Genomic DNA, 24,734 nt, shown 5'->3' on the forward strand with positions numbered 1-24,734 from the left:
TACATATTTTGTATCGCCGTAATACAAAGGGGAGCTACTCCTGGCTCATTTTCTTTAACCAGGCCTTTTCTTCAGGGCTGAGGCTTTCTATGCCCTTGTCATTTATTTTGTCCAGCAACTGGTCCAGGCGCAGTTGTTTGTTCTCTTCCTGCTGGGGCTTTACTACCCGGAGAGGAGATTTTTTAGGTCTGAAGCTGCGTTTGGTGCGTTTGCCACCTTCCACACGAAGCCGGCGGTTAAACAGCCAGATAAGAGGCTGACAGATGTCTGTCCCGTTGTCCAGGAGCTTGATGTAGACAAACCCCACCAGGGCGCCGCCCATGTGGGCTACAATGCCGCCGGTATTACCTTTGGTGATGGAAAGCAGGTCCAATACAATAATGGCCAGTGCCACCCATTTGATCCTGATAGCGCCTATGAACAGCAGTCCTACCTCATAATTGGGTATTTTGGTGGCGCAGGCAATAAGCAGCGCCATCACAGAAGCAGATGCCCCTATCATGGTGCTGTCAAACCCGGGGAAAGCCAGGTTGTAAACAAGCAGGTACACCAGCCCGCCGCTCAGCCCTCCCAGAAGGTAAAGCGGCAATACACGGTGATTGCCCAGGAAAGACCTGAAAAGATTCCCGAACCAGTAAAGGTTCAGCATATTAAAAAGGACATGAAAAATGTCAACATGAGTGAACATATAGGTCAGCAATCCCCAGGGCCTTATAATAAGAGCCGGCAGCGTAGCATGCAGTGAAAGCTGATCATATAGAAATACGGAAATAAAACCGGTTGACGGAGAAATTCTGCCTATGACGTATAGTATTCCCATTACCAGGAATACAACAATGTTCCAGAAAAGAAGATGGTTTATTGTGTTTCCTTGCCTGAGCCAGTAGCGTATATCTGATCTGAATGAGGTTCCGTTCATACTTGAAAATTAGTACAAAATCCTCATTCCTAAATCTATTTAGCGGTAGATTTTTTTGAGCCGGATTTCCCTTCAAAACCAATCTGCTCTTCCCAAAACAGATTCCCCCCCAAAGAAAATCCCCCTCTCAGTATCGTTCGGAAAAAACGGGAAAATTATTGAATATTAAGTATCTTTGCCGTCCAATTAAAACTTTCGGGCCTAAAATCCGGAGGTTATTTTACCACAAAAGGAGGAACCAAATTTTGGCAGAAAACAACATTACTAACGAACAAAACGCTGAACAACAGGCACCTGCAGCAGCAGCTCAGGAAGCAACAGCGACAAAAAAGGCACCTGTTGTAGAGACCGCTCACGATGATTTCGACTGGAGCGTAGACAAACGCAATGTATCTTCTTACAGCAAAGAAGAGAAAGCGAAGTACGACGAAACGTACGACAACACTTTTAAAGTGATCGAAGAAAACGGCCTGCTCACCGGTACCGTAGTTGGTTTAACCAAAACGGACGTAGTGATCAACATCGGCTTTAAATCTGACGGTCTGATCTCTCTGAACGAGTTCCGCGATCTGCAGGGACTGAAAGTAGGAGACGAAGTAGAAGTGCTGGTAGTAGAAAAAGAAGACCGCGATGGTAACCTGCACCTGAGCCGCAAACAGGCTCGCCAGCAACGTGCATGGGAGAAAATCGTGGAAGTTTACAAAACAGGCGAAGTGGTTACCGGTACCGTTACCAGCAAAACCAAAGGCGGCCTGATCGTGGACGTTTACGGTATGGAAACATTCCTGCCAGGTTCACAGATCGACGTTAAACCTGTTACTGACTACGATCAGTTTGTAAGCAAAACAATGGAGTTCAAGGTGGTGAAAGTGAACGAAGCCATCAGGAACGCAGTTGTTTCTCACAAAGCGCTTATCGAAAGCGATATCGAACAGCAAAGAGTGGATATTATCTCCAAACTGGAAAAAGGCCAGGTGCTGGAAGGTACTATCAAGAATATCACAGATTTCGGCGCATTCATCGACCTGGGTGGTCTGGATGGTCTGCTGTACATCACCGACATCAGCTGGGGACGTATCTCTCACCCAAGCGAAGTACTGCAGATGGATCAGAAGATCAACGTTGTGGTACTCGACTTCGACGACGAGAAAAAACGTATCAGCCTCGGTTACAAACAGCTTACCCCTCATCCTTGGGATACCCTGCCTGCTCACATCACTGAAGGTGCGCGCGTAAAAGGTAAGGTAGTGAACATCGAAGATTACGGTGCATTCCTGGAAATTCTGCCTGGCGTAGAAGGTCTGGTACACGTATCTGAGATCTCCTGGGCTTCTACACCTATCAATGCTAAAGAATTCTTCAAATTAGGCGAAGAATACGAAGCAGTGGTAGTTACACTGAGCAAGGACGAGCGTAAGATGAGCCTGTCTATCAAACAGCTGACAGAAGATCCTTGGGCTACTATCGAAACCAAATTCCCGCTGGACAGCCGTCACAAAGGTATCGTGAAGAACATCACTCCTTATGGCGTGTTCGTTGAACTGGAAACAGGTATCGGTGGTATGATCCACATCTCTGACCTGAGCTGGATCAAACGCTTCAACCACCCAAGTGAATACACTAAAGTGGGCAGCGAGATCGAAGTAGTTATACTGGGTATCGATAAAGATAACCGTAAACTGAGCCTGGGTCACAAACAGATCGAAGAAGATCCATGGAATACTTTCGAAACTATCTTCCCGATCGGTTCCGTTCACGAAGGCACCGTAGTGAAGAAAGACGAAAAAGGCGCTACCGTTCAACTGCAGTATGGTCTGGAAGCTTACGCTCCTGCCCGTCACCTGCGCACTGAAGACGAGAAACCTATCAGCGTTGAAGATGTGAAAGAATTCATGATCATTGAATTCGACCGCAGCGAAAAACGTATACTGGTATCTCATACAAGAGTGTGGGAACAGGCTAAGAACGAAGAGAAAGAAGCCGTTGCTAAAGAAAAGAGAGCTGACGCTGACAAAACACGTAAAGCTGTGAAAAACATCCAGAGCAAAGTAGAGAAAGCTACACTTGGCGACCTGGGTGCACTGGCTGAACTGAGAGAAAAGCTGAAGCAGAACGAAGGCGACGAGAAAAAAGGTGAATAAGCTTTTTTAGGTTGTACCGTGATTTGCTTTCAATTCCTGATCGCTTATTCACTATAATCCAGCTTTTTTAGGTTGTTGAAATATAAAGGGGTTGTTTCGAATAGAAACAACCCCTTTCGCTTTTAGAAGGCACAACATCAAAAACTATAAAGCTGCTAATATCTCATCATTAAAATCCAGCAAAGAATCCAGCTTCACATCCGCCAGCGCATACCTCTTATTACTCCTGTTATGCGCCTCCGGCACCACAACCGTCTTCATCCTCGCCGCCTTCGCCGCCGTCATCCCCGTCACAGAATCCTCAAAAGCCACACATTCCAGCGGAGAGCTCCCCAGTTTCCTGGCACAACTCAGGTACACCGCCGGATGCGGCTTGCCATGAGACTCAAACTCCGCAGAAGAGATCACCTGGAACCTGTCCTTAATACCCATATGCGTCACGGCAGATTCTATCAGCCGCAGGGGAGAAGAAGACGCCAGCCCCATCTTAAAATTCCTGGCGCTGAAAAAATCCAGGATATACTCCAATCCCTCCATCGCCTCACCATGAGCCAGTATCTTCGCCGTCACCGTATCAATGATCTCATTCGTCACCTGCTCCCTGTCCTTACCCTGCCATTTAAAATAATCATGCCAGTAATCCACTACTTCCGCCGTACGCAGGCCCGTAGTGTGACTGGCTAATTCTGAAGTCAGCTCAACACCAACTGTTGCAAATACTTCTTTCATGGCCAGGCCCCATAAAGGCTCAGAATCAATTAATAACCCGTCCATGTCAAAAATCACCGTATTGATCATATTCAATTCATTTGTTGCTGCGCCGCAAAGTTACGGCAGAGAGTGGAGAAAGCATCCGTATAAATAATAGTTATCCCCTATAATCTATGGTTATGGGCTTAGTCCGCTACTTTTTACCCCCGATCCCTTACATTCAGCCATACTGCTGCATTTGGATGTACCAGATCTTCCATAGCAGGCTCAGGGCCGGAATTTCCCGCTTTTAGCCCACCCATAATAACTTTTGGAATTCTCCCCCAGATGTATAACTTTGTATTAGTCTACTAAAACTATAGGAAATAGGAAGCGGACGGCCTCTTTACGGCGTCATTATTAAAATCTAATAATTTACCACCAAGAAAATATTACTTATGCAAAGCTTCAGAACAGAATTGGAAAACCCGGTTGTAGAAAGGGATATCATCGAACTGGAGAAAAAGATCCGCCTGTTCCGCGAGGGACAGATACCTGAAGAAAAGTTCCGGAGCCTCCGTCTGGCCAGGGGCATTTACGGTCAGCGCCAGCCAGGCGTACAGATGATCCGTATCAAACTACCCTATGGTAAAATGACACTGGAACAATGGAAAAGGATCTCAGACGTATCAGATGAATTCTCTACCGGCAATCTGCACCTCACTACCCGCCAGGACGTGCAGATCCACTTCGTAAGCCTGGAGAGGACCCCCGAATTATGGACTAAACTCGACCTCGACGATATCACCATCCGTGAAGCATGCGGTAACACCGTACGTAATATCACCGCCTCTGACAGAGCCGGCATAGATCCGGAAGAACCGTTTGATGTAACTCCTTACGCAGACGCAGCCTTCCGCTATTTCCTCCGCAACCCCATCTGCCAGGATATGGGCCGGAAGATTAAGATGTCTTTCTCCAGCAGTGACGCAGACTCTGCCTGGTCCTTCATGCACGATATGGGAGCTATTCCCAAGATCAGGATAATTGACGGTAAAGAAGTACGTGGTTTTAAAGTACTGGTAGGCGGCGGCCTTGGCGCCCAGCCTTACCTGGCGCATGTAGCTTATGAATTCCTGGAAGCCGATCAGCTAATCCCTTACATTGAAAGCGTTCTGCGCGTATTTGACCGCCATGGTGAAAGAGCCAGCCGTAATAAAGCACGTATGAAATTCCTGATCCAGAAGATAGGTTTTGAAGAATTTACCCGCCTGGTACAGGAAGAATTCATCGCCAACAAATCCAAATCTTTCCATGTAGATGCCAACGCATGGCCGGAAGTAGAACTGCCTGCTGCCAATGCGGTTTTACCGGCATATACTGTAAAAGATCCTAAAAAATATGAAGCCTGGAAAACCACCAATGCCTTCCGTCAGCGCCAGGCAGACTACTATGCTGCTTACGTACGCGTACCACTGGGCAATATCAGCTCTGTAATATCCCGTCAGCTCGTAGAAGCCCTCAGACCCGCTATAGCTAACGATGTACGCGTAACTGCCAACCAGGGCCTGCTGCTGAAATATATTCAGCCTGCCCACCTGCCTTACGTGTTCAGCGTTCTGGAAACCGCAGGTTTCGCAGAACCCGGATTTGACAGCATCGCCGATATCACTTCCTGTCCGGGTACAGACACCTGTAACCTGGCCATCTCAAGCAGCACCGGTATCTCCGCTGCACTGGAACTGGTTATCCAGGAAGAATTCCCTGATCTGGTATATAATAAAGACATCAAGATAAAGATCAGTGGTTGCATGAACTCCTGTGGTCAGCACGGTATCGCTTCCATTGGTTTCCACGGCAGCTCCATGAAGAGCGGTGGTAAAGTATTGCCCGCCCTGCAGGTATTGCTGGGAGGTGGTATAGTAGGAGACGGTGTTGGCCGTGTAGCCGATAAAGTGATCAAAGTGCCAAGCAAACGCGGACCAGATGTACTGCGTACACTGCTGAACGACTATGAAGCGAATGGCGCTGAGAACGAAAAATTCAACGACTACTATGACCGCCAGGGTGAAAGATATTTCTACGATCTGCTGAAACCATTAACTGATCTGGCTTCACTCCAGGATGAAGATTTCATTGACTGGGGCCAGGGCGACAAATTCGCTACCGCCATCGGTGTGGGCGAGTGCGCCAGTGTTGTGATTGACCTGGTAGCCACCCTGCTGTTTGAAGGTGAAGAGAAACTGCAATCAGGCACTGTCGCACTGGAAACAAAACAGTACGCAGACAGCATCTACCATTCCTATTCCACTTTCGTACAGACAGCAAAAGCCCTGCTGCTGGGAGAAGGCGTAAGCTGCAACACCCAGACAGGCATTATCAACGATTTCGACAAACATTTCGTTGCTACCGGCAAATGGCAGCTGGACGGAGAATTTAAAGACCTGGTGCTGCAGATCAATAAGAATGAACCTTCAGAAAGTTTTGCAAAAGCATATCATCAGCAGGCATCAGATTTTTATCAGCAGGCACAGGCTTTCAGGCAGCAAACATCCGCAGTTGCCCTGTAAGAAAGATAGTACCCGGTTTGTTCCACCACAGGTGGAACAAACTACTGAAGAAGAGACAGGCAGCGGTTTTCACATTTTAAAAGTACACTATGCAAAATATACATCCGAAATTGACACTGGTGGGGGCGGGCCCCGGAGATCCTGAGCTGATCACTGTAAAAGGCCTGAAGGCCATACAGCAGGCAAGGGTGATCCTCTATGACGCCCTCTCTAACAACGAACTGCTGGAACACGCGTCTCCCAACTGTCTCAAGCGCTTTGTTGGAAAACGTGCTGGCATGCATGTGTACTCTCAGGATGAGATCAACCGCATGATCGTCAAGTATGCGCTTACTTACGGCAGCGTGGTAAGGCTTAAAGGTGGCGACTCCTTTGTATTTGGCCGCGGACAGGAAGAATTGGCCTTTGCCCAGCAGTTCAATATAGATACAGAAGTCGTTCCCGGCGTTACCAGCGCTATCTCCGTACCCGGCATCAACAGGATACCGGTAACGGCGCGTAACGTGAGCGAAGGCTTCTGGGTCTTAACCGGTACCACACAACGTGGGAGCTTGTCCCGTGACCTGGCCTATGCAGTCCAGGCGAATACAACGGTAGTGATACTCATGGGAATGGGCAAACTGGACGAAATATCCGCTGCTTACACTGCGCTGGGAAAAGGCGACGTGCCCGCAGCAATTATCCAGAACGGTACCCTGCCTGATCAGAAAGTAGGTATAGGCAAAGTCGCTGAGCTGAAAGAACTGGCCGCCAGGGAAGATCTGCGTAACCCGGCCATTATTGTAATAGGAGAGGTGGTACGTTTTCATGAAGCCTTCCAGGCGGTGAAAGAGAAGATTGCGGCAGAATTAAAGATCGCTGTATAAACATAATTTTCTCAACTGTGCCCCGCACAGAGAAAAAAACCTCAAAAATCGCTTTTGCCCAAGGCAAAAGCGATTTTTGCCGTTAGATTAACTTATTTTGCTTATAAGATAAGTGTGTTATGGAAGAAAATCATTTATTCCCTGTTTTTTTCAAATTGAACCACCTGCACGTACTGGTAGTAGGTGGCGGAAACATAGGGCACGAAAAAGTAAATGCGCTGCTGGAAAACTGTCCAACCGCCAACATCATCGTTGTAGCTACCTGGTTCCTGCCGGAGCTTACCGAACTGGCTAAGCAGGCCCCTAACCTGGAATTGATACAGAAAGCCTTCTCCTGCGGTGACCTGCTGGGAAAAGACCTGGCTATTGCCGCTACAAATGACCATGAGCTGAACCGGCAGATATGGGAAAGCGCAAAATGCAGCAAAGTACTCATCAATGTTGCCGATACCCCGGAACTCTGTGATTTTTACCTGGGGTCTATAGTACAGAAAGGTAGTCTCAAGATCGCCATCTCCACCAATGGCAAATCTCCCACTGTTGCCAAACGCCTTAAACAGGTATTACAGGAAGCTATCCCAGGCTCTATTAATGACGTACTGGATAAATTACATGTCATCCGTGACAGGCTGAAAGGCGACTTTACCGAGAAAGTAAAACAACTGAACCATATTACCGAAGTGCTGGTAAAGAAGGATTAACCCCCACCATTAACTCCCTTCTCTTCATTCCTCTTTCCTGAAAATACTAACAGGATACTGATTTCTGCTGAAATACTATCTGTATTTAGAGAGGAGTATCTCCAATCTTTATTATATTATTAATATAAATATATTTATGTTTTTCTGGTAATGGCTGTGAAAATTGAGATATGATTATTATTTTTATGATAAATAAATGAGTAGTTATTGTTTAAAAATCATTTATTGCTTTTAAGAATATCATATTATAATTTTTATAATTAAACAATCAAAGCGGTAAAGGCGGGAAGAAACCTTGGACTAGGGTCAGCGAAGGTCAGTAAGTTTTTGACCTCGAAGTCCGGATCGGTAAAAAATTCATTCCCGCCTTAAACCGCGCCAACAGATATAAATTATTCCCGCTTCCCTGAAGTATATACCTTATACCAGAGGCCCAAAAGGGGCCTCTATAAGGTATCTTTCAAAAGCAGAGATCTTTCTTTTATCAACCAGAATGTATATCGCAGACAAGAGTAGTTCTGCTAAAAATGAACTGTCCCCTTTTTTAAGGGGACCAATTTTTTTAAAGAAAAAGACGAAGAATATCTTAGTGAAGCAAGATACCTGGTCATTCTAATTGCATGCCGGAATAGCGGGAGGGGGAAACGGGAAAGGAAGAAGGTTACCTGAAACAATCTCTATTATATACACACAATTATGCTTTTGAGTATCCTTTCCTGTTTCTCCCTTTCTTCGTTTCGGAACTAAGCATTTTCCGCTTCATATCCTATATTTGACCCCATGAGTGAGAACACAACAGGTATTTCGCCTATCATTTCCAAAACAGTATCATTTGTAAAACAGGAGCTTGCACAGGCAGAAGGAGGCCATGACTGGTGGCATATCTATCGCGTCTGGCAACTTTCCCGACGCATAGCGGCAGGAGAGAAGGTAGATATGCAGATAGTAGAACTGGGAGCTTTATTACATGATATCGCCGATTCCAAGTTCCATGGAGGAGATGAAAGCATCGGTCCCCGGAAAGCCCGCACCTTCCTGGAATCACAAAAGGTACCAGAGCCGGTCATTCAACACGTAGTAAATATTATAGAATATGTCTCCTTTAAAGGAGGACATAATACAGGCGGTTTTTACTCGCCGGAACTGGGTGTGGTACAGGATGCCGACCGGCTGGATGCCCTTGGCGCCATTGGCATTGCCCGCGCATTCAATTACGGAGGATTTAAGAACAGGGCCTTATACGATCCCGCCATTGCGCCGGACCTGAACATGACACGGGAACAGTATAAAAAAAGTGCTGCCCCTACTATCAATCATTTCTACGAAAAGCTGTTACTGCTCAAAGACAGGATGAATACAAGTACCGGCAGAGAGCTGGCAGAGGAAAGACACGCCTTTATGGAATTGTTCCTGGAAAAATTCTACAAAGAATGGGAAGGAGAAAACTAGTAATAAAAAATCCCGGTGACTATCACCGGGATTTTTTATTATATAAACAGTGCTTTTAATTCTTCCGCATCTCCGGGTTTCATTTTACCACCCAGCACCAACCTCAGCTGCCTGCGGCGCATAGCGCCATCATATAATACTTTTTCTTCCTCCGTATCAGGAATAACCTGCGGCACCGGTCTGGATTTACCATTGGGGTCCAGCGCTACAAAGGTCATAAACGCCTCATTGGATTTATAACGGTATTGTTGTACCGGATCTTCTCCCCATACCCGCAGGTGTACTTCCATAGATGTGGTGAAGGCCCGTGTTACCTTAGCTTCAATATGCACTACATTACCCAGCTTGATCGGTGTTTCAAAAGAGATGTTATCTACAGAAGCTGTTACCACCGGTGCACTGCAGTGTTTCATAGTGGCCAGGGCGGCAGCAATATCCATCCAGTACATCAGACGGCCACCCATCAGGTTGCCAAAAGTATTGGTATCGTTCGGTAAAACCAGTTCCGTCATCTGTATCAGGGATTCCTGTGCTCGCTTGGGAGTAAATGTCATATTTGTTTTTATTTCGGCGGCAAAATTAGTATATCTGTGCTCAAAAACATTGTTTTAGCTGGCTACAGGTCAAAAATCCCTATAAAAATCCCCAAATCATCTCAGCCGGCCACAGGCCAAAAACTCCCCTTAAGGAAATCTCATCCTCTTCTTATACCTGGTTCATGAATGTTCCACATATAGTTCCTTCTACTCAACTCCACCTTTCAAGTATGTTTCAAGCATGTTTCAAGCATGTCTTAAGCATGTTTAGTGTATGTATTGCGGTACCACTTTAGCACCAGGGTATAGTCCTGATATTGGTTTACACTTCTGTCAGATAATCCTGTGTGAAGTTTACAATTGTTGGGGTTAATCCTGTAATTGGTTTACAGAGCTTCTTTTCTGTGGGTATAGCCCTGGTATAGGTTTACACTTTCTGTTAGATGATCTTGCTTGAAGTGCATAATTGCTGCTCCCCGTTTAATAGTCTTAACAGAATATCCTTTTCCCGCAGGTCAGATTCTCATTCTCCCTTGTAAATCCCGCTCACCTTCCTCTCCGAAGAAAATTGTATCCTCTAAAAAGTATTGAACCAATTTATTATGAAATAGTTACACGTTCATATTCACTGAAATGTGAAAAACCCTTTTGGGTGCGCTGCAAATTTGATTAACTTTGCCTGACCTTCGGAAGTTATTTTTACTTGACTGGTTACACCAAACGTCGTCCGGCACTTCCTCTTTAGGTCAAGTATACTCTGCAGAATTATTAGATCTTATGGCAAAATATATCTTCGTTACGGGAGGTGTTACTTCCTCGTTGGGTAAAGGAATTATAGCTGCCTCGCTGGCAAAACTATTGCAGGCACGTGGCTTTAGAGTGACTATTCAGAAATTCGATCCATATATAAACGTGGATCCGGGAACATTGAACCCTTACGAGCACGGGGAATGTTATGTAACTGAAGATGGCGCCGAAACCGACCTGGACCTTGGTCACTACGAGCGTTTTCTGAACACACCTACTTCTCAGGCCAACAACGTAACAACAGGCCGAATTTACCAAACCGTTATTAACAAAGAACGTGAAGGCGCCTACCTGGGCAAAACCGTACAGGTAGTACCTCACATCACCGACGAGATCAAGCGCAGAATACTGCTGCTGGGTAAAGACGGTAAACATGATATCGTGATCACTGAGCTGGGTGGTACCGTGGGTGACATCGAATCCCTGCCTTACATCGAGGCTGTACGCCAGTTACAATGGGAACTGGACGAACAGGACTGCCTGGTGGTACACCTGACCCTCATCCCGTACCTGCGTGCGGCAAAAGAACTGAAAACCAAACCCACACAGCACTCCGTAAAAATGATGAGCGAGAATGGCGTACATCCTGACGTGATCGTATGCCGTACAGAAGAGCCCATGTACAGCGACCTCAAAAAGAAGATCGCACTGTTCTGTAACGTGACCGTAGACGCGGTAATTGAAGCAACTGACATGAGCACTATCTATGAAGTACCGCTGGAAATGCTGCGGGAAAAACTGGATGTGATCTGTATGAAAAAGCTGAACATTCCCATTGAAAAGGAACCCGACATGACCAAATGGCGCGCATTCCTGGACAAACTGAAATATCCGAAATCCAAAGTGACCATCGGTCTCATTGGTAAATACGTCGAACTGCAGGATGCCTATAAATCCATCCTCGAATCATTCATCCACGCAGGCGCTATGAATGAATGTAAAGTAGTGGTACAGAACATTCATTCTGAATTCCTTACATCTGAAAATGTAGCCGAGAAACTGCGCAACCTGGACGGTTTGCTGGTAGCTCCCGGCTTCGGTCACCGTGGTATTGAAGGAAAGATCATCGCTATTCAGTACGCCCGCGAAAATAACCTGCCTTTCTTCGGTATCTGCCTCGGTATGCAGATGAGCGTGGTAGAATACGCCCGCAACGTGATCGGCTGGAAAGACGCACATTCTACTGAGATGAACCCGGATACCCCTCATGCCGTAATAGGCCTGATGGAAGAACAGAAAAAGATCACTGCCAAAGGCGGTACCATGCGCCTCGGTGCTTATACCTGCGTATTGAACGAAGGTTCAAAAGCAGCATCCATCTATAACAGCACCGTGATCAGCGAACGCCACCGCCACCGCTACGAGTTTAACAACCAGTTCCTGGCCGATTTTGAAAAGGCCGGCATGATAGCTTCCGGTAAAAACCCCGAAAGCGGACTGGTAGAAATGGTAGAACTGCCTGATCATCCGTTCTTTGTGGGCTGCCAGTTCCATCCGGAACTGAAAAGCACCGTAGAGAGCCCTGCTCCGCTGTTCGTACATTTCATTGCAGCTGCCAAGCAATATGCTGAAGATAAGACCAGCAAGGCGAAAGTAGCCGAAGAGAAGATCGCCCACCAATAATAATTAGTCAGCCGCAGGCTTTCCGTTGTAAACAGCACTGTTATTATATTGCTGTTTACGGCTAAAAGCTTGCGGCTTTTACTTACCTTTGCTGCCTAAATTTTAATTGAATTTCATGGACAGAAACTCAGTCATTGGCTTTGCGCTGCTGGGAGTATTGCTTGTAGGTTACTTTTTCTTTAACCAGAAGCAACAGATCGCTACACAGAAAGAGAAAGCGCGTCAGGATTCCATTGCCAATCTTAATAAGCCCAAGCCCGTGGATACTGCCAGCTACACAGCGGCCGGTACCCCCGATTCCAGTAAACTGGCTTCTGCTTACGGTACTTTTGCTGGTGCTGCCAACGGTACCCGCCAGACTGCCGTTCTGGAGAATAAAGTGCTGAAAATCACCTTTTCTAACCAGGGTGGACAGCCAGAAACAGTACAACTGAAAGAATTTAAAGATTTCCAGGGTAAACCCCTGCTGCTGGTAAACGGTTCCTTTAACCGCATCTCCCTGCAGGTTCCTGCCAATAACAATACCTTATTAAATACTGCCGACCTCTACTTTACCGGTGGTGCAGTAAAAAATCTGCCAGACGGTAGCCAGGCCATCTCTTACCGCCTGCCTACCTCAAATCCCGACCAGTTCCTGGAATATGTATATACCCTGAAACAGGACGGATACGCAGTAGATTTTGATATTCACGCAGTTGGCCTGGAAAGCGTACTCCCTGCCGGTCAGAAGACCCTCAGCTTACAGTGGGACGCACAGAACGACAAACAGGAACTGGATATGCAGAACGAACGCCTGAACAACCAGGTACACTATCGTGATGCAGATGGTAAGCATGACTATTTCACCCTGCAGCGTACCAGCCACCAGAAATGGGATAACAGCCTCCAGTGGGTAAGCATAAAACAACAGTTCTTCAACACCACTTTCATTGCAAAGAAAAATGCCCGTTTCAGCGGTGCAGAGATCAATACCAAAGTACCTGAAAGCGGAAATATTGTAGGACAGACCTTCGCCACACTGGAAATACCTTACAACCGTGCACATGATTTCTCTTTCCCTATAGAGATCTATTACGGTCCCAACCACTATAAAACACTGAAGTCATTCGATATAGGCCTGGAGAATATCATTCCCCTGGGTTCCGGTATCTTCGCTTTCGTGAAATATGTGAACAAGTGGGTGATCATCCCGGTGTTCAACTTCCTGAGCGGATTCATTTCCAACTACGGTATCATCATCATCCTGCTCACCCTCTTCATCCGCCTGCTCATAGCTCCTTTCACTTACCAGAGCTATGTATCATCAGCCAAGATGAAAGTGCTGAAACCGGAGATCGACGCTCTCAAAGCTAAATATGGCGATGATCAGCAGGCTTTCGGTATGGAGCAGATGAAACTCTTCAAGAGCGCAGGGGTAAACCCGCTGGGTGGATGTTTACCTGCACTGATGCAGCTGCCCATCCTCGTGGCAATGTATAGCTTCTTCCCCTCTTCCATCGAGTTGAGGCAGGAAAGCTTCCTCTGGGCAAAAGACCTTTCTTCCTACGATTCCATCCTGAACCTTCCATTCAATATACCTTTCTATGGTAGCCATGTCAGCCTGTTCACACTCCTGATGACCGCCACCAGCTTAATACTGGCGTTCAACAACCGTGGTATGGCAGATCAGAGCAACCCGGTAATGAAATATATGCCGTACGTGTTCCCCATCATGCTGCTTGGTATATTCAACCGCCTGGCTTCTGCATTGACCTTCTACTACTTCCTGTCTAACGTGATCAGTATCGCTTTACAGTGGGTGATCCAGAAGTTCATTATCAATCATGATAAGATCCATGCCCAGATCCAGGAAAATAAAAAGAAACCGGCCAGCAAATCCAAATGGCAGGAAAAACTGGAAGAAATGCAACGTCGTCAGCAGGATATGCAGCAGCGCAGAAAGTAGTAGGTCTGACGATGCACACTGATAACCTGGGCACTCTCTACAGTTTGACCGTAGGCCAAACCAACACAAACACTAATAGCTTACAATCTTTTTGACATATTTTCTTAACTGAAGGCTTCCAGATACGGAAGCCTTCTTTATTTTCATACGGTAATTTCATGCTATAACCTATATACCTACCTGGATGAAACACTTATTCTTATTGAGCGCAGCTACTGTTTTAGGTCTCACAGTACATGCGCAGGATTACATGCCTTCTGCCAACCGGATACAGAAAACCGTTTCCTTCCTGGCATCTGACAAGCTGAAAGGCCGCGGCACCGGCCAGAAAGGCAGCATTAAAGCCAGCCGTTTTGTAGCAGCGCAATTCAAAAAAATGGGCCTGGCCCCCGGCAATGCCGGCAGCTACTATCAGGACTTCACATTTGACAGGAACAGCCATAAAGGACTGACCAGCCGCAATGTAATAGGATGGCTGGATAACGGCGCCGCCCGTACTATTATCATTGGCGCACACTATGATCACCTGGGAACTGCAGAACTTTTTGATGGTAAATATCCCGCCGGTCAGATACATAACGGAGCAGATGATAATGCCTCCGGTGTAGCGGGACTGCTGGAGTTTGTAAGATATTTTACCGAAAATGGGGAGAAAGAGCCTTTTAACTTCCTCTTCCTTGCTTTTGGTGGTGAAGAAATGGGATTACAGGGCTCAAAGTACTTTACTGCAAATCCTACCTTACCGCTTGCCAATGTACATTTCATGCTGAATATGGATATGATAGGACGCTATAATGATGAAAGAGGCATCGGCATCGGCGGATATGCCACCGCAGAAGAATGGCCTGCTGTATTCAAAGATGTGCAGGAGCCGGGTATTCATTATTTTACTGATGGTTCAGGTAAAGGTGCTTCTGATCATCATAACTTCTTTATGAATAAAGTACCGGTTATCTTCCTGCATACAGGTCCGCATGATGATTATCATAAACCCACAGACGATGCGCCTAAGCTGAAAGCTAAAGAAGAAGCGCTGATCCTGCAGCTGGGAATAAAATTGATCAATAATGCAATGAAATATAAAGAATTGCATTATCACGAATAATTTTTTAGCCAGCCTGCACCCGGAACAAACTTTCAGCCGGCCGCAGGCCACCCCCTCAAAAAAAATGCTTTCACCGAAGGTGAAAGCATTTTTTTTGAGCAATACTGCAAACCTACTTAGGCTGCGGCGGCAAAGTCGCCTTCGGCGCCTGCCCACCATTCTGCGGCTGCGTCTTATTAACCTCCTTCGCCTTCTCCTTCTCCCTCTTCTCCGCTTCCTTATCCGCCGCACTCTCATACTGACTCACATCCAGGTAATCATCTACAGCACCATTCCCTACATCTTCCGCCTCAGCACCAGGTTTGATATTATCATTGAAGTTCTCATATATCTCGTTATTAATAGATGGAGGGATCGCAAACGTAGCCTTATCATCTATTTTCAGCGTCTTATCCGCATACAGTTTCTGGAAGAAATACGCCCAGATAGGAAGACCGGTATTAGCCCCCTGACCATTGGCAGTAGAACTGAAATGCAGGAAGTTATTCTCACAACCCACCCATGCACCAGCCAGCAACTGCGGAGTGAATCCCAGGAACCAGCCATCAGTATTATCATTGGTAGTACCCGTCTTACCAGCTACTTCACTCTGAATACCATAACGGAAACGCAGACGCGCAGAAGTACCGCCAGGCCCTGTCACACCCTGCATCATCTTCACCATGGTATAAGATTCATTCTCACTGATCACTTCCCTTTTCTCCGGTGGAGTGGTTTGCAGGATATTACCATTCCTGTCCTCTATACGGGTAATGTAAATCGGCTTGGTAATGATACCCCTTGCAGGGAACATGGTATAAGCCTGCAGCATTTCATACAGCGAGATCTCCGGCGTACCCAGCGAGATAGAAGGGTAAGCGGGAATATCACTGCTGAAACCGATCTTGTTCTTCGCAAAATCAGCCACCGCCTGCGGACCAAGCTGCTTGATCAGGTAAGCAGATACCAGGTTCAGCGATTTTGCAAGAGCGCCTGCCATAGTAATACTACCACCAACACTACCTTCAGAGTTACGGCTCAGCGTCCAGTTATATTTCGGGAAAGATACCGGCTCATTGGGCAGCACAGTATTGGGAGACATACCATTCATAATGGCAAAGCAATACAGGAAAGGCTTAAACGTAGAACCTACCTGCCTTCTGGTCTTCGCTACGTGATCGTTCTTGAAATAACGGAAATCCGGACCCCCCACCCATGCTTTTACCTCACCGCTTTCAGGGTCCAGTGCCATAAAGCCGGCCTGTAAGATGGCGCGCATGTATTTAATCGAATCCAGCGGCGTCATCACAGTGTCCATTTCATTCAGATCAGGCTCTGTAAAGCTTTTCCAGGCAAAAACCTTCATTTTCACCGGGGTATTGAACGCTCTTTTGATCTCTTCATCAGAAGCCTCTGCTTCTTTCATATCCTTGTAGCGGTCAGATTCCTTCATATAACGGTCCAGGTATTTCTCCCAGTTCTTCCACGCACTGCCGGTCTTGATATTATTCTGGTTAGCAAATACTTTCTGCAGATCTTTCAGATGGTGAGCCACTGCTTCCTCGGCATACAGCTGCATCCGGGGATTGATAGTGGTATAGATCTTCAGACCGTCGCGGTAGAGGTTATATTCAGAACCATCTGCCTTCTTATGTTCCTTACACCATGCTTTCAGCTCGTCGCGCAATACTTCACGGAAGTAAGGAGCAAGGCCTTTGTTATGATCTATCTTATTGTATCTTAATACAATAGGTTTGCTTTTAGCGGCAGCTGCTTCGGCAGAAGTGATGAATTTGTTCTTCTCCATCAGTTCAATCACCGTATTACGGCGGTCCAAAGCCATTTTCGGATTACGGCGGGGGTTATACAGGTTGGTACCTTTCAGCATAGCAATTAGCGTAGCGGCTTCTTCAATGGAAAGATGACCTGCATCTTTGCTGAAGAAGGTACGGGCACCGTTCTCAATACCATAAACATTATCCCCGAATGGAACGGTATTCAGGTAGAGGGTGATGATCTCCTGCTTGGTGAAGTTGCGTTCCAGTTTAATAGCTATCAGCCATTCCTGCATTTTCTGAAAACCCCTCAGGATGATATTGCTGGCACGCTGGGCGCCGGTATTATCTGCCTGCAGGTTCAGGGCCAGCTGCTGGGTAATGGTACTGGAACCTCTCTTTTTACCTATAGCCAGGTAAAAGGGGATAGCTATCGTACCATAAGGGTCAACGCCGGAGTGCTCATAGAACCTTACGTCTTCTGTGGCAATAAGGGCATTGATCACATTTTTGGAGATCTCATCATAGTCAGAGCTGGAACGGTCTACCTGATAATATTTACCAAGGATGGTACCGTCTTCCGCAATAACCTCAGATGCCAGGGCCGCCCTGGGGTTTTCCAGTGTTTCCATGGATGGCATATTGCCGATAATGCGGAAATTGACCAGTAATATCAGCAACAATAGTAATCCTGTCACAGATAACACTGTCAACCACAATATTTTAACCGATTTTTTCATACTTACTTTAAAAATTTGACTGGTGGAGGGCCGTATTTCTCCAGGTATGGCATTATATTACCTGATAGCAATTTACGGGCCTCATTCCCATAATGAGGTGCAACAGCGGGCAAAACTATTAAAAAAAAGTGGCTGATGTCCCCCTATTATTGTTAAAATCCTGAATATTTATTTTGAACTTTTGGGCCGGGCGCAATACGGGGTAATTACCCCCGGGAATAGCTTTGGCAGCGACCAAAGCTATTCCCCCGAAGCTTATTGTGTAACGTAGTTGTCGTCAAAGAATTTCTTATACCCCTGAATATCCTTGGTGCTGTTCATCAGTATGAAATTGTCCCTTGATATGATGAACATAGTATAATCTGATGGCCGTATGCGTGGAACGATCTTTTCTGCGCCAATCCTGATCTCGTCGTAGTATTCCAGGGCTTTTCCCTCGTTGGGGAACAGCCGGAAAATGAGCATGACCTCATCCTGTGTCAATACAAAGTTAGCTACCTGTATATTGTCAGCCTTATGTTTCTCGGCATTGTACTTTGTAAATTCTTTCAATCCTTCTTCCATCAGTGCTTTAGACACCCTGTTAAAGGCAAATACAACGAAATGAGGATTGTTCTCATTGATCTTGTAAAGAGTGACCGGCTTTTTAGGCGCTGGCAGCGGTTGCACCGGAGCGGCGGCATTGAGCGCCAGCTTGATAGAATCTGCCATGGCGGTTTTTATCTTCACTGAGTCAAGCGCAAACTGTGGCTGCGGGTTCTGCCACGGGTAGCGGAAGGAGATGTTCTCATCCACTACTTTATTATCTTCTTTTACTTTATCTATCTCCAGCCTGGAAAGGTACACCACCAGGGCGGCCCTGTTATCCAGCGCCTCCATAAGGGCAGCGGCTTTTTCATGCACAGCCTCGTCCTGCTGGTATTTGTTCAGTACGTTGGCTACCGCCTGCCGTCCAAACTCGCAGGTATCTGTCTTCATGATGATCATGGCTTCCAGCAGGTCAAACTTAGGCGTCATGAAGTTGAGCCCGAAAGCAGAATCTGCCGCCTTCTTCAGGTCCAGCGCACCGTAATAGTTGCAGTCCAGGTAAGCCATATATACTTTATCATATGCGGCAGAGATCTCTTTTTTCTTGCCTTTATCCACATCTTCCAGGCCGCCGTATTTAATAATGCTGGCAAACTTGGAATCACCCAGGGTCATCACGTTCTGCTTGTACTTGTTAGCCAATGTGGTATGTCCCAGTTTGGTATGCCATAAATAGAGGGAGTATACCACCTCTGTTTTATGTGGATGCTGCGGATAGCGGCGCAGCAGGGTGTCGTAAGTTTCGATGGCCAGCTCTGTGTTATCCAGCTTGTCGTTATAGAGTTTGCCAAGATCATACAGGGCATCTTCCACAATGACATTGGATTTAAGCAGATCGTCCGGGGTGAGCGGCAGGCCGGCGGCAAGTGAGCGGGCAGTGGCACTGTCTGCCGGAACAGCAGGCTTTGCCGGCTCTCCTAAAGGATTGCCATTCTCATCTTCCGCCTGTAACGGCTGGTTCACAGCTACAGTGCCGGTCTGGCTTCTGCGCCAGTTATCTGACAGCGGCCGGTTACCCCAGCGCTTCTTAAACTCTGAATAACCGGAAGCTTTGGTGGTAGTATTATAGAAGTACCAGTCGCCCTGGTCATCTTTCTTAGGCCCCAGGCTATTGTTAGCCATATTGTTAGAGAAAGGGTTGTTAGCCACTCCATTCCCTTCTTCCGTATTGTTCTTGTCGGCCTGGGCTTTCTTTGCTTTCTCTTCAGCTTCTTTACGGATATTGGCAGCCATTTTTTCCAGGAATATCTGCCTGTCGCTCTCCGGCATAGCCGCTATACGCTGCAGGCTGTCTTCCTTCTGTATAGCTTCCACGCGGACTACCACATCAGAAAGCACGCGCTTACGCAGGTTTACAATACCGCTGTCCTGGAATTCCGGTGGCATAACCCCCGAGGTGCTGTCGTAGAAATCCCTTGCCAGCCTGTACTGGCGCTGCCCATAGTAAATATCGGCGATAGCCTTGAAGGAGAGTGCCTTCTGCACAGGGTTATCGCTTTCCACACGCAGGGACTTACGCAGGTATTCCATGGCCAGTTCCTGGTCTTTGGTCATTACCAGGTTGGCCATTGTATAATAGATGGCGTCCCGGAAGGCGATATACTTCTCCTTACGGGCCATTTTTTTCAGTCGCGCCAGGCTCTGGTCCAGCGATCCGCCTTCCATAGTGCCTTCCAGCTTGGCTATCTGTATCCTTGCCTGGAACTCCATCATAGGGTCAGGCTTGGTAGAGATTACTTTCCTGAACATGAGAAGGGCAGAATCCGGCTTGTGGTAGTTGGTATATAACTGCCCCAGGATATACGACATCCTGGCTTTCTCATCCCTGTTGTTCTTGCTTTTCAGTGCCATTTGCATAGGAGCGATAGCCTCGGCAAAACGTTCCTGCTTATAGAGGGAATAGGCTTTTACTTCTGCCAGCTCGCCCTGCAGGCGTTTGGGGAAGTAAGGGTCATGTTCCAGGATATTCATAATGGAACGGGCCTCGTCAAATTCTTTCTCTTCCAGCAGGGTCTTGGCCCTCCATACAAAAGCGTCGTTCCTTGCATAGGTATGTTTAAAGTAGCCGATAGGCGGCTTCCTCTTCTCGCGGGAGGCGATAGAGATCTGGTCTTCCGCACTGGCGCCGACTACCGTCTTGTACTCATTTTTCTTTTTGGGAGCGAATTTGGTGTTGATGAAGGCAAATGTCCTGTTCGCTTTATCCCATTCACCCTGGTAGAAATAAGCCTGCCCTATGATCAGGTAGCTGTCGTCTATCCATTTGCTGCGGGGATCATGTATCTGTATGTTGATAGAAGCCTTTTCGATCACCGTATCCAGGTCCCCTTTACTTAGGCCCAGGTTTTGGAGGCTGTATGGATAGAAGGGAAGGAGGTAGTTGTAGTTGTCCAGGCCCTGGCGACTAACATTATGCGTAATGGCATGCAGCTTTTTGCGGGCGTTGAAGTAGTAGTTATAGCGCGCAAGCATGTTCTGCACCAGCTTACGTTTGATGGTCCAGCGGCGGTCTGCCAGCTGCTCTGAGGGTGGTCGTCTGTCCTGTACACGAGGCTGTACTGTTGGTGCAAGGGGCTTTTGCATGGTGCGTGGAGGCATCCTGCTGGTGTTCCTTGACTGGTTTGTTACCGTGGTATCCCTTCTTTGGGCCATGGCCCCGTTAATGTTGATACAGCACAAGAACAAACTCACTAAACAGGTGTATGATAGATGTACGCAAACTGCTCTGTAATGATTCATGGATGCCAGGGTGTAATAGGCTTAGCTATATAACTTATTATGTGTGAAAATTATTTTTAAAGATAGGATAATTTTTTTGAGGTGGCCGCGTCTACAAAGCAGCAATAGTTTCCCAATAAAAAGCCATCCTATCCAATTTTTTAAATGTGAAATAATATAAATGTTTAACTTTAGCCGGTTGATTATCAGAAAAATTATTCAAGTCTTATAGCGGATATGGCTAAGCAGCGTGATAAAAAAGGAAGAAACGGGGCCAAGATAGGGAACAGGTACCGTTTGGTGATCATGAACGACAGTACCTATGAAGAGGTGACCTCTTTTAAATTATCCCGTATGAGCGTATATGTAGCCCTCAGTACATTGTTTGTACTGCTGGTGACTATTACAGTAGCTACGGTGGTATTTACACCGTTGCGGTACTACATTCCCGGATACGGTGATCTGAAACAGCGCAGGGAGTTTATCCGGCTCAAAATGAGGACAGACTCGCTGGAAGCCGCTATCAATGCACGTGACAAATACCTGGATAATATCCAGCAGGTTATAAGCGGAGATTTCTCGAAAAGCAAGCTCGACACAACCACGATAAAGACTCCTAAAGTAGATAACAGTAATTACTAAAGCAGATTTTTAATATTATTACTATACGCGGCAGGGGGGAAATGCCGTTTTAAGAGGAATGTGGAAAACTTCTTAAAGGAAATGATTGTCAATATGTAATAATATGTTAATAAATATTACTATCTTACAAAACACTTAAAGCTGAAAAACCTAGAATCCTATGTTTAGCAACAACAATCGTAATGCAAGAAGCGAGAGCAAATCAGTAATGCCTACTTCCAACGTAAATATTATTGGAAGCGGAACATCAATCCAGGGCGATATTGTATGCGAAGGAGATATTCGCATCGATGGTCAGGTGAATGGCCTGGTATCTACAAAGGCTAAAATCGTAGTAGGACCGGAAGGTGAGATCACCGGAGACCTGGTATGCAACAGCGCAGACATCCTGGGTAAGGTAACCGGCATCATCAAAGTAGAAGATCTGCTTTTCCTGAAAGGAAATGCATTGGTGAAAGGGGATGTCTACACAGCTCATTTTGAAATGGAACCAACAGCTAAATTCAACGGGCGTTGCTATATGGAGCCTGAAGACGTAGCTGCTGCAAATCAGAAAGAGAAGAATGGAAGATCCGTTGTCACAGAAGAAGCCGCGCAGGAAGCCTGATAACAGGTTGCTGTTCAGGTATGCGGGGTTAGCTTTTCAGATGATGGCCACATTAGGACTGGCAGTATTCATTGGTTATAAACTTGACCAGTGGACAGGATGGTCGTTTCCCGTTTTTATGATCATTTTGTCTTTATTAGCTTTAGTCTTAATTTTGTGGCAAATTATCAAAGATACACGCAGGAATGAGTGAACGGTTTTACTTTAGAGTTATAGCACTATTTGCAGTATTATTAGGTGCTATTATATTTTTAAAAGCCTGGTTGTTGGACAATGGTGCACATCTCAATGTGTTGTTTATCGGCAACCTGGCTTTAGGTCTTCTTTCCCTTATTACTTACAGGATGAGCCGCAAAGGAGTACACGCAGACAATAACGCATCATTCGTGATGAGAGTGTACGGGGCAATGTTTGTCAGGATGTTCTTATGCCTGACAGGTATCACTGTTTATGCAGTATTAAACAGGGCTCATACCAGTAAAATGACGATCTTTATCCTTATGTTCTTCTACTGCGTTTACGCATTTACAGAGAACGTAAGTCTGCAACAGGTTACCAGGAACAAAAACTAATTATTTTCTGTGAAGCAGGAGGCCCCTTTACATGCGTTAGCAGCTTATCTGCCCGATGGGACATTCGAGCAGGTAATGGCCTACCTCACTGAATATAAAGTACATCTGACCGTAACAAGAGAGCGGCAGAGTATACTGGGGGACTATCGTCATCCTGACCGCAGGGGTGGCCACAGGATCAGCATTAACGGAAATCTGAACCGCTATGCATTCCTGATCACACTATTGCACGAAATTTCACACCTCACAACCTACATGCAATACGGTAATACCGTAGCATCGCATGGAAAGGAGTGGAAGTTTCATTTCTCAGCTGTCCTGAAACAATTTGTAGGCAAAGGATATCTGCCGCCGGACGTAGAAATGGCTTTACGCCAGAGTATTCAGAACCCGGCTGCCAGCTCCTGCGCAGATGATGACCTGATGCGCGTACTCAAACGGTACGACCATAAAAAGGAAAATCATTTCCTGGTGGAACAGCTGCCCGAAAACCAGTTGTTCCGTACCAAAGACGGAAGAGTGTTCAGAAAAGGAGAGAGGATACGGAAACGGTACAGGTGTGAAGAAGTGGCTACAAAAAGAATGTATCTTTTTAGCCCCGTGTATGAAGTGGAAGTTGTTGCAGCTTAAAATACCGCTGCCCGGCCGGTACGGCCAGGCAGCGGTTATTATTTTCAGGACGCCGGCGCCGTTTGCCCGATCATCATTTTCTTTGCATAAGCCCTTTCCCTCTTTTCAATCTGTTCTTTCCTGTAAATAATATAAGCATGTTCGTGTACCTCTAACAGGTCGTCATACGGCCCGCGGGGAGAAATAAGCTTTACAAATACCGGTGCTGTTTCAATAGTGATGAACAGCAGGATAATGAACCAGTTAGCCCAGCGTACCGGTACGCTCCTGTCAGTCAGCCGCCCCAGCGCCTCCAGCCGCGAAGCCAGCCCGTCAATATGGCTGCGGTCCAGCTGTGCTACAGTAGCCTTGTAAGAAGAATCCAGTGAGGCCAGCTCCCGGCGTTTCTGGTTGATCAGCGCTCCATTCTGGCCGGAAATGGTTTGCAGCAGGGCAGCGGCGCTATCAGCATCCGCCTTTTTAGCCTTGTAAATAGGGCCTAAGTTACGTATCCGGGAACCGCCGGTACCATCAGCTTCCTGTTGGGCAATGAGCTGCAGGGTATCTCGCTTGGCCGCCTGGGCCTGGATGGCGTTGTTAAGCCCCGTTATCTCCGCATTCAGCTCATCCGTGCGTTTCTGGAAACGCTCCTTCACTTTGTCTTCCTGTGTTTTGAAGACCTGTTGTTCCATAGTGATCAGCTCCTGCTGTATCTCCTTGTTAAAAACCTGCAGCTCCAGCGGCTTGGAGATTACCACAGCTATGAGCACTGCCAGCACTAACCGGGGTATGGCCATGCCAAACTCGTTTTTGAAGCTGTTGCGCTTTTTCATGCCCGAAACAATGTACCTGTCCAGGTTAAAGATCATCAACCCCCAGACAAGGCCAAACAAAAGGGCTGCCCACCACTGGTTAAAGACAGTCCACATAGCATAACCGCCTGAGAAAGCGGCCAGCAGACCTGTGAAGAAGATAGTGGCGCCAATGCCGCCATACTTATTCACTTCAGATGGTGCGCGTTTCAGCATAGGCACATGGACCCCCGAACAGAAAAGAAAGAAATCGCGAAAGCGCTTCATAGTTGACTCCGTTAAATTGGTATATATAAAATAAAAAAAGCCCGCAGGACGCAGGTATATAAGAAGGATGGAT

19 protein-coding genes are annotated in these 24,734 nt (G+C 46.6%); 13 read left to right on the forward strand and 6 right to left on the reverse strand.

The genetic code is table 11. The features are described 5' to 3' along the window. Window positions 1-34: 34 nt before the first annotated feature. On the reverse strand, window positions 35-919 hold the full coding sequence (locus GO493_RS24695; RefSeq protein WP_157308911.1) for a rhomboid family intramembrane serine protease: 885 nt from the start codon (window positions 917-919) through the stop codon (window positions 35-37). Between the two features lie 245 nt (window positions 920-1,164). On the opposite strand from GO493_RS24695, the gene rpsA reads away from it, so the two are divergent. Beyond that, complete coding sequence (rpsA, locus tag GO493_RS24700) at window positions 1,165-3,060, forward strand: 30S ribosomal protein S1 (protein ID WP_157308912.1); 1,896 nt, start codon at window positions 1,165-1,167, stop codon at window positions 3,058-3,060. Between the two features lie 144 nt (window positions 3,061-3,204). Here the strand turns inward: rpsA and hxpB are convergent, their stop codons facing one another. Further along, on the reverse strand, window positions 3,205-3,858 hold the full coding sequence (hxpB, locus tag GO493_RS24705; RefSeq protein ID WP_157308913.1) for a hexitol phosphatase HxpB: 654 nt from the start codon (window positions 3,856-3,858) through the stop codon (window positions 3,205-3,207). Window positions 3,859-4,208: 350 nt separating this feature from the next. Here hxpB and GO493_RS24710 point away from each other — a divergent pair, with 350 nt between their 5' ends. The 4 genes from GO493_RS24710 (at window position 4,209) to GO493_RS24725 (ending at window position 9,336) form a co-directional block, all read left to right on the forward strand. Further along, a complete protein-coding gene (locus tag GO493_RS24710; RefSeq protein WP_157308914.1) occupies window positions 4,209-6,320 on the forward strand; it encodes a HEPN domain-containing protein in 2,112 nt (703 codons plus the stop codon). A gap of 89 nt (window positions 6,321-6,409) precedes the next feature. Beyond that, window positions 6,410-7,186, forward strand: coding sequence for a uroporphyrinogen-III C-methyltransferase (gene cobA, locus GO493_RS24715; protein WP_157308915.1), 777 nt, complete (start codon window positions 6,410-6,412; stop codon window positions 7,184-7,186). 119 nt (window positions 7,187-7,305) lie between these two features. Then, a complete protein-coding gene (locus tag GO493_RS24720) occupies window positions 7,306-7,887 on the forward strand; it encodes a precorrin-2 dehydrogenase/sirohydrochlorin ferrochelatase family protein (RefSeq protein ID WP_157308916.1) in 582 nt (193 codons plus the stop codon). A gap of 780 nt (window positions 7,888-8,667) precedes the next feature. Continuing rightward, window positions 8,668-9,336 carry an HD domain-containing protein gene (locus GO493_RS24725; protein WP_157308917.1) on the forward strand — a complete coding sequence of 223 codons (669 nt, stop codon included), beginning with the start codon at window positions 8,668-8,670 and terminating at the stop codon, window positions 9,334-9,336. A 38-nt stretch (window positions 9,337-9,374) separates the two neighbouring features. On the opposite strand, the gene GO493_RS24730 is transcribed toward GO493_RS24725, so the two are convergent. Then, window positions 9,375-9,890: an acyl-CoA thioesterase gene (locus GO493_RS24730; protein WP_157308918.1), complete on the reverse strand. Its 516-nt coding sequence runs from the start codon at window positions 9,888-9,890 to the stop codon at window positions 9,375-9,377. Between the two features lie 759 nt (window positions 9,891-10,649). Here GO493_RS24730 and GO493_RS24735 point away from each other — a divergent pair. From GO493_RS24735 to GO493_RS24745, 3 genes are all read left to right on the forward strand, one after another. Next, a complete protein-coding gene (locus tag GO493_RS24735) occupies window positions 10,650-12,302 on the forward strand; it encodes a CTP synthase (protein WP_157308919.1) in 1,653 nt (550 codons plus the stop codon). 115 nt (window positions 12,303-12,417) lie between these two features. Next, complete coding sequence (gene yidC, locus GO493_RS24740; protein WP_157308920.1) at window positions 12,418-14,247, forward strand: membrane protein insertase YidC; 1,830 nt, start codon at window positions 12,418-12,420, stop codon at window positions 14,245-14,247. Window positions 14,248-14,431: 184 nt separating this feature from the next. Further along, window positions 14,432-15,352 (forward strand): M20/M25/M40 family metallo-hydrolase, encoded by a 921-nt coding sequence (locus GO493_RS24745; protein WP_157308921.1) that lies wholly within the window; start codon window positions 14,432-14,434, stop codon window positions 15,350-15,352. Window positions 15,353-15,464: 112 nt separating this feature from the next. Here GO493_RS24745 and GO493_RS24750 read toward each other — a convergent pair whose 3' ends face one another. Continuing rightward, entirely contained in the window at window positions 15,465-17,846 is a 2,382-nt protein-coding gene (locus tag GO493_RS24750) for a transglycosylase domain-containing protein (protein ID WP_157308922.1), read from the reverse strand. Window positions 17,847-18,101: 255 nt separating this feature from the next. Beyond that, on the reverse strand, window positions 18,102-21,086 hold the full coding sequence (gene porW, locus GO493_RS24755; RefSeq protein WP_157308923.1) for a type IX secretion system periplasmic lipoprotein PorW/SprE: 2,985 nt from the start codon (window positions 21,084-21,086) through the stop codon (window positions 18,102-18,104). A 303-nt stretch (window positions 21,087-21,389) separates the two neighbouring features. Between porW and GO493_RS24760 the strand changes: the two genes are divergently transcribed. From GO493_RS24760 to GO493_RS24780, 5 genes are all read left to right on the forward strand, one after another. Further along, a complete protein-coding gene (locus GO493_RS24760) occupies window positions 21,390-21,794 on the forward strand; it encodes a hypothetical protein (RefSeq protein WP_157308924.1) in 405 nt (134 codons plus the stop codon). A 160-nt stretch (window positions 21,795-21,954) separates the two neighbouring features. Beyond that, window positions 21,955-22,401, forward strand: a complete 447-nt coding sequence (locus tag GO493_RS24765) for a bactofilin family protein (protein WP_157308925.1) — start codon at window positions 21,955-21,957, stop codon at window positions 22,399-22,401. Continuing rightward, window positions 22,358-22,594, forward strand: coding sequence for an AtpZ/AtpI family protein (locus GO493_RS31450; protein WP_157308926.1), 237 nt, complete (start codon window positions 22,358-22,360; stop codon window positions 22,592-22,594). Before GO493_RS24765 ends, GO493_RS31450 begins: the two co-directional genes overlap by 44 nt. After that, on the forward strand, window positions 22,587-22,973 hold the full coding sequence (locus GO493_RS24775; RefSeq protein WP_157308927.1) for a hypothetical protein: 387 nt from the start codon (window positions 22,587-22,589) through the stop codon (window positions 22,971-22,973). The genes GO493_RS31450 and GO493_RS24775 overlap by 8 nt, the downstream gene beginning before the upstream one ends. Window positions 22,974-22,982: 9 nt before the next feature. Continuing rightward, on the forward strand, window positions 22,983-23,603 hold the full coding sequence (locus GO493_RS24780) for a SprT-like domain-containing protein (protein WP_317165466.1): 621 nt from the start codon (window positions 22,983-22,985) through the stop codon (window positions 23,601-23,603). Window positions 23,604-23,647: 44 nt separating this feature from the next. Here the strand turns inward: GO493_RS24780 and GO493_RS24785 are convergent, their stop codons facing one another. Beyond that, window positions 23,648-24,661 (reverse strand): DUF4407 domain-containing protein, encoded by a 1,014-nt coding sequence (locus GO493_RS24785; protein ID WP_157308928.1) that lies wholly within the window; start codon window positions 24,659-24,661, stop codon window positions 23,648-23,650. Between the last annotated feature and the right edge of the window lie 73 nt (window positions 24,662-24,734).

Origin of the sequence: Chitinophaga tropicalis (assembly GCF_009758205.1) — a bacterium.
Lineage (GTDB): Bacteria > Bacteroidota > Bacteroidia > Chitinophagales > Chitinophagaceae > Chitinophaga > Chitinophaga tropicalis.

What these genes read in the sequence shown, in the direction of transcription:
- GO493_RS24765 (WP_157308925.1), top strand. Translation starts at nt 21,955, where the DNA reads ATGTTTAGCAACAACAATCGTAATGCAAGAAGCGAGAGCAAATCAGTA.
- GO493_RS24785 (WP_157308928.1), bottom strand. Translation starts at nt 24,661, where the DNA reads ATGAAGCGCTTTCGCGATTTCTTTCTTTTCTGTTCGGGGGTCCATGTG.
- GO493_RS24710 (WP_157308914.1), top strand. Translation starts at nt 4,209, where the DNA reads ATGCAAAGCTTCAGAACAGAATTGGAAAACCCGGTTGTAGAAAGGGAT.
- GO493_RS24735 (WP_157308919.1), top strand. Translation starts at nt 10,650, where the DNA reads ATGGCAAAATATATCTTCGTTACGGGAGGTGTTACTTCCTCGTTGGGT.
- GO493_RS24750 (WP_157308922.1), bottom strand. Translation starts at nt 17,846, where the DNA reads ATGAAAAAATCGGTTAAAATATTGTGGTTGACAGTGTTATCTGTGACA.
- GO493_RS31450 (WP_157308926.1), top strand. Translation starts at nt 22,358, where the DNA reads ATGGAAGATCCGTTGTCACAGAAGAAGCCGCGCAGGAAGCCTGATAAC.
- GO493_RS24695 (WP_157308911.1), bottom strand. Translation starts at nt 919, where the DNA reads ATGAACGGAACCTCATTCAGATCAGATATACGCTACTGGCTCAGGCAA.
- GO493_RS24745 (WP_157308921.1), top strand. Translation starts at nt 14,432, where the DNA reads ATGAAACACTTATTCTTATTGAGCGCAGCTACTGTTTTAGGTCTCACA.
- cobA (WP_157308915.1), top strand. Translation starts at nt 6,410, where the DNA reads ATGCAAAATATACATCCGAAATTGACACTGGTGGGGGCGGGCCCCGGA.
- GO493_RS24730 (WP_157308918.1), bottom strand. Translation starts at nt 9,890, where the DNA reads ATGACATTTACTCCCAAGCGAGCACAGGAATCCCTGATACAGATGACG.
- GO493_RS24720 (WP_157308916.1), top strand. Translation starts at nt 7,306, where the DNA reads ATGGAAGAAAATCATTTATTCCCTGTTTTTTTCAAATTGAACCACCTG.
- yidC (WP_157308920.1), top strand. Translation starts at nt 12,418, where the DNA reads ATGGACAGAAACTCAGTCATTGGCTTTGCGCTGCTGGGAGTATTGCTT.
- GO493_RS24725 (WP_157308917.1), top strand. Translation starts at nt 8,668, where the DNA reads ATGAGTGAGAACACAACAGGTATTTCGCCTATCATTTCCAAAACAGTA.
- GO493_RS24775 (WP_157308927.1), top strand. Translation starts at nt 22,587, where the DNA reads ATGAGTGAACGGTTTTACTTTAGAGTTATAGCACTATTTGCAGTATTA.
- GO493_RS24760 (WP_157308924.1), top strand. Translation starts at nt 21,390, where the DNA reads ATGGCTAAGCAGCGTGATAAAAAAGGAAGAAACGGGGCCAAGATAGGG.
- porW (WP_157308923.1), bottom strand. Translation starts at nt 21,086, where the DNA reads ATGGCCCAAAGAAGGGATACCACGGTAACAAACCAGTCAAGGAACACC.
- hxpB (WP_157308913.1), bottom strand. Translation starts at nt 3,858, where the DNA reads ATGATCAATACGGTGATTTTTGACATGGACGGGTTATTAATTGATTCT.